General features: G+C 66.7%; 1 protein-coding gene. It reads left to right on the top strand.

Going from position 1 to position 1,235, the window contains the following annotated elements; translation table 11 throughout:
- Positions 1-1,221 (top strand): lytic murein transglycosylase (locus AC1D00_RS41755; RefSeq protein ID WP_477014724.1); only part of this gene is annotated, 1,221 nt, incomplete at its 5' end.
- Positions 1,222-1,235: the final 14 nt, after the last annotated feature.

Here is a 1,235-nt window from a genome sequence, read left to right as displayed (position 1 = left end):
GGCCCCGGCGGCGCGCAAACAGGAGCCCAACCTTGGAGCGGCGAGGACGGCGCCTCGGGCCATCCGCTGATGACGGCGGCGGCGATCCGCGAGGCCGCCGGCAATTTCAACAATTGCGTTGCAGGGATGTGGCCCGATGCCGCACGGCGCGGCATCACCCAGGAAAATTTTCAAAGCTTCACCGCAGGGCTCGCGCCCGACCTGCGTATCATGGACCTGATGGACTCGCAGCCGGAGTTCACCAAGTCGATCTGGGACTATCTCGACATCCTCGTGAACGACAACCGCCTCGCCAAGGGCCGCGAGGTACTCGCCAAGTACAAGGCGCAGTTCGATGCCACCGAAAGGGCCACTGGCGTCGATCGCTACATCATCGCCTCGATCTGGGGCATCGAGTCCAATTACTCGACGCAGATGGGCGACCGCAGCGTGCTGCAATCCACTGCGACGCTTGCCTGCATCGGCCGCCGCCAGGCCTATTTCAAGGACGAATTCCTCTCCGCACTGGAGATCCTCAATCGCGGCGATCTGCGCCCTGAGCAGATGCGCGGCTCATGGGCCGGCGCCTTCGGCCCGACCCAGTTCATGCCGACCGCGTTCAAGCGCTTTGCCGTGGACGGCGATGGCGATGGACGGCGCGACGTCGTCGACAATCCCACCGACCTGATCGCTTCCACCGCCAACAACCTGAAGAAGGACGGCTGGCAGGCCGGCCAGACCTGGGGCTTTGAGGTCGTGGTGCCCCAGGGATTCAACTACATGCAGGCCGACCGCGCCAAGGCGATGCCGATCGCGCAGTGGGAGAAGCTCGGGCTCAAGCGCCCGACCGGCCAGCCCTTCCCGCATCCGGCCGAGAAAGCCTATCTGCTGGCGCCGGCGGGCGCGCAAGGCCCCGGCTTCCTGATGCTCCAGAACTACCGGGTCATCATGAAGTACAACCCGGCCGAGGCCTATGCGCTGGCGATCGGTCATTTCGCCGATCGCCTGCGCGGCGGGGCGCCCTTCGTGCAGCCCTGGCCGCGGCAGGAACGCGAGCTGTCGCGGACCGAGCGGCTGGAGCTGCAGCAGCTGCTGGCCCAGCGCGGCTTCTACAAGGGCACCCCGGACGGCCAGTTCGGCGGCCAGACCCGGGAGGCGCTGCGCAATTTCCAGGCCTCGATCGGGGTGCCCGCCGACGGTTTTGCCTCCTCGGACGTGCTGGAACGGCTGCGCGGACGGTAGAATCGGGCCGAAAG

It is taken from the genome of Bradyrhizobium sp. P2_E8 (genome assembly GCF_056403875.1).
The sequence above is the reverse complement of the archived record's forward strand: the minus strand, read 5'-3'. Positions and strand labels throughout refer to the sequence as shown.